Genomic DNA, 2,687 nt, shown 5'->3' on the forward strand with positions numbered 1-2,687 from the left:
GGATGTGTCGATGCGGTGCTCATGCGGCCTCCCGGCTGGACGGCTTCTGGTAGACGAGGGCTTCGGCGAACTGCCGGGGGCGGAAGAGGTTCGAGATGCGGCTCATGCTCTCGGAGTGGCCGAGGCAGATGAAGCCGCCGGGGGTCATGCAGTCGAACATGTTGGCCGCCGCGAGCCGCCGGGACACGTCGTCGAAGTAGATCAGGAGGTTGCGGCAGAAGATCAGGTCGATCTCGCGGTAGCGAGCTGTCTCCTTGGGGTCGCTGAGGTTCACCGGTCCGAAGGTGATCGACTCCCTGAGCCCCTCGACCACCTGCCAGCGCGTCGGCCCGAACGGCTTGAAGTAGCGCTCGCGCAGGTGCCGTGGGAGCCGCGACAGCGCGCGCTCCTCGTAGAAGCCCTGGCGGGCACGCTGGAGGACGTTGCTGTCGATGTCACTCGCGAGAAGCTCGATGTCGTAGGCGTCGGCCCGCGCCCAGTTCTCGAGGATGTGGATCGCGATCGTGTAGGGCTCCTCGCCCGTCGAGCAGGGGATCGACCAGATGCGGATGCGCTGGCCGGGCCGCTTGGTCCGCGCGATCTCGTCGAGCATGTGCCGGGTCATGCACTCGAACTGGTAGTTCTCGCGCCAGAAATAGGTCTCGTTGACCGTCATCTCGTTGATGAGGGCCTCGAGCTCGTTGCCGAGCCCACCGAACTTCAGCCGCGAGAAGTAGTCCGCGAAACTGTGGCAGGCGCAGGCGCGCACGCGGTCGACGATGCGGCGCTCCATGTAATAGCGCTTGCGCTCGTCGAGGCGGATGCCCGTCTTGCGGTAGAAGAAGTCCGCGAACCTCGAGAGTTCGTCGTCCGAGATGGAAGGCATCTCCGCTGCGAGGACACTCATGGCCGCTCGATCCTCGCGATCGCGAGCTCGGCCGAGAACGCAAGGAACGGCTCGTCGGGGAAGCGCGCCATGGCCGCCCGGATCGAGGGGATGCAGTCCGGCGTGCCCGCCTCCATCATCGCGTCGATCGCCGCCGCGCATACGTTCGGGTGGCGGTCCCGTTCGAGAACCCTCTTGAGCCACTCGCAGGCTCCCGCGTGCCTGAGGCCCGCAAGGACGTTGCACACGAAGATGCGCACGTCCGCGTCGTCATGGACCAGGAGTCGGTCCAGGTGGGGCTCCAGCGCCCTGGGCATGCTCTCCAGCGCCTCGACGACGGCATTGCGAAGCTCGACGTCCTCCCCGCCGAGGTGCTCCGCCAGGCCGAGAACGGCCACCTCGGTCCCCAGCCCGATGAGCGACAGGACGATGGCCTCGCGCACCTGGCGATCGGTCTCGACCGCGAGCCGGGAGAGGAGGTCTCCTTCCGAGCCCGGTCGGGTGGCCATGACCCGGGCGGCCGCTCGCCTGGATGCGGCATCGGCGGCGTCGAGTTCGGCGGGCCGCGCCGCCGCCTCGTCGATCGGGCCTTGCGTGATCTTCGCTTTGACGAGTCCCATGGTCGTCCTCAGGCGGCTTGCGTTGGCGTGAGTGCGGTCCATCGGCCGATCTCGCGTCCGATGCGGCTGCTCGGCAGGACGCTTGTGGCGCCGCCGAGATCGATGAGTTCCTTCGGCATGCCGAAGACCACCGCCGTCTCCTCGGATTCAGCGATCGTGCGTCCGCCCAGCCGCCGGAGCTCGGCCATCTCGGCAGCACCGTCGTTGCCCATCCCGGTGAGCTGGACGCCCACGAGATGGGCCGCCTCGGTGTGTTCGAGCGCGCTCGCCACGAGACGCGACACCGACGGGTGCCACAGGCGCTTCGGGTCCGCGGGGACGGGCGACAGGGCGATGCCGGCGCCGCGCCGCGTGACGACGAGGTCCGAACCGCCGCGTCCGAGATAGACGTTGGCGGCCTTGATCTCGGTGACGGCGCTCACCTCCGACACGGGAAGCGGGCAGGTCCGATCGAGGCGCTGCGCGAGTGTCTGGGTGAAGCCGGCGGGCATGTGTTGGGCGATCACGACCGCCCCCGGCAGGTCGGCCGGCAGCTCGGACAGGACGTCGTCCAGCATGCCGGGACCGCCCGTCGAGACGCCGACCAGCACGAGGTACTCGAGCGGCGGAGGCGCACCGGTCGCTCCCCTCGGGACCGCACGCCGCTCGGGTCCGACCGGGCGCTGCACGCCGCCGCCCGCCCGAGACTTTCGCGGACGCGCCGAGGCGGCGGCACGGACCTTGGCGACGATCTCGTCCTCGATGCGGTACAGGGACGGCGAAACCGTCCCGTCGGGCTTCAGGATGATGTCGACCGCCCCGAGGGCCAGCGCCTCCAGCGTCGCCGCGGCACCCTCCTGGGTGATCGACGAGCACATGACGACGGGCTTCGGGCAATCCGACATGATGCGGGACAGGCAGGTCAGCCCGTCCATCCGGGGCATATTGACGTCGAGCGTCACGACATCGGGGTTCTCGCGGGCGAGGACCTCGAGAGCGTGGGCGCCGTCATGGGCGGTGACCACCTCGAACCCGCCCTCCTCGAGCATCCGCGTCAGCACGCGGCGCATCAGGGCGGAATCGTCGACGACGAGGACTTTCTTGGCTGCTGGCATGGGACGGCTCGAATGGGTGCTCAGGCGGCTGCCGCGCGTGCGGCGTCGGTCTCGTTCGTGTCCAGGAGCTCGCCGATGTCGAGGATCTGGATGATGCGCTTGCGGTCC

At 68.9% G+C, this 2,687-nt stretch carries 3 protein-coding genes; all 3 read right to left on the reverse strand.

What is annotated here, in order from left to right:
* Positions 1 to 19: 19 nt before the first annotated feature.
* Genes QZ753_RS18490 through cheB form a run of 3 tightly spaced genes read right to left on the reverse strand, consistent with a single transcriptional unit; the run spans position 20 to position 2,579 of the window.
* Entirely contained in the window at positions 20 to 886 is an 867-nt protein-coding gene (locus QZ753_RS18490; protein WP_294645797.1) for a protein-glutamate O-methyltransferase CheR, read from the reverse strand.
* Positions 883 to 1,485: a HEAT repeat domain-containing protein gene (locus QZ753_RS18495; protein ID WP_294645799.1), complete on the reverse strand. Its 603-nt coding sequence runs from the start codon at positions 1,483 to 1,485 to the stop codon at positions 883 to 885. Before QZ753_RS18495 ends, QZ753_RS18490 begins: the two co-directional genes overlap by 4 nt.
* Before the next feature lie 8 nt (positions 1,486 to 1,493).
* Complete coding sequence (cheB, locus tag QZ753_RS18500; RefSeq protein WP_294645800.1) at positions 1,494 to 2,579, reverse strand: chemotaxis-specific protein-glutamate methyltransferase CheB; 1,086 nt, start codon at positions 2,577 to 2,579, stop codon at positions 1,494 to 1,496.
* Between the last annotated feature and the right edge of the window lie 108 nt (positions 2,580 to 2,687).

The sequence above is a fragment of the uncultured Aureimonas sp. genome (assembly GCF_913775355.1).
Lineage (GTDB): Bacteria > Pseudomonadota > Alphaproteobacteria > Rhizobiales > Rhizobiaceae > Aureimonas.

Coding starts and splice junctions, on each gene's coding strand:
- QZ753_RS18490 (WP_294645797.1), bottom strand. CDS start 886: ATGAGTGTCCTCGCAGCGGAGATGCCTTCCATCTCGGACGACGAACTC.
- QZ753_RS18495 (WP_294645799.1), bottom strand. CDS start 1,485: ATGGGACTCGTCAAAGCGAAGATCACGCAAGGCCCGATCGACGAGGCG.
- cheB (WP_294645800.1), bottom strand. CDS start 2,579: ATGCCAGCAGCCAAGAAAGTCCTCGTCGTCGACGATTCCGCCCTGATG.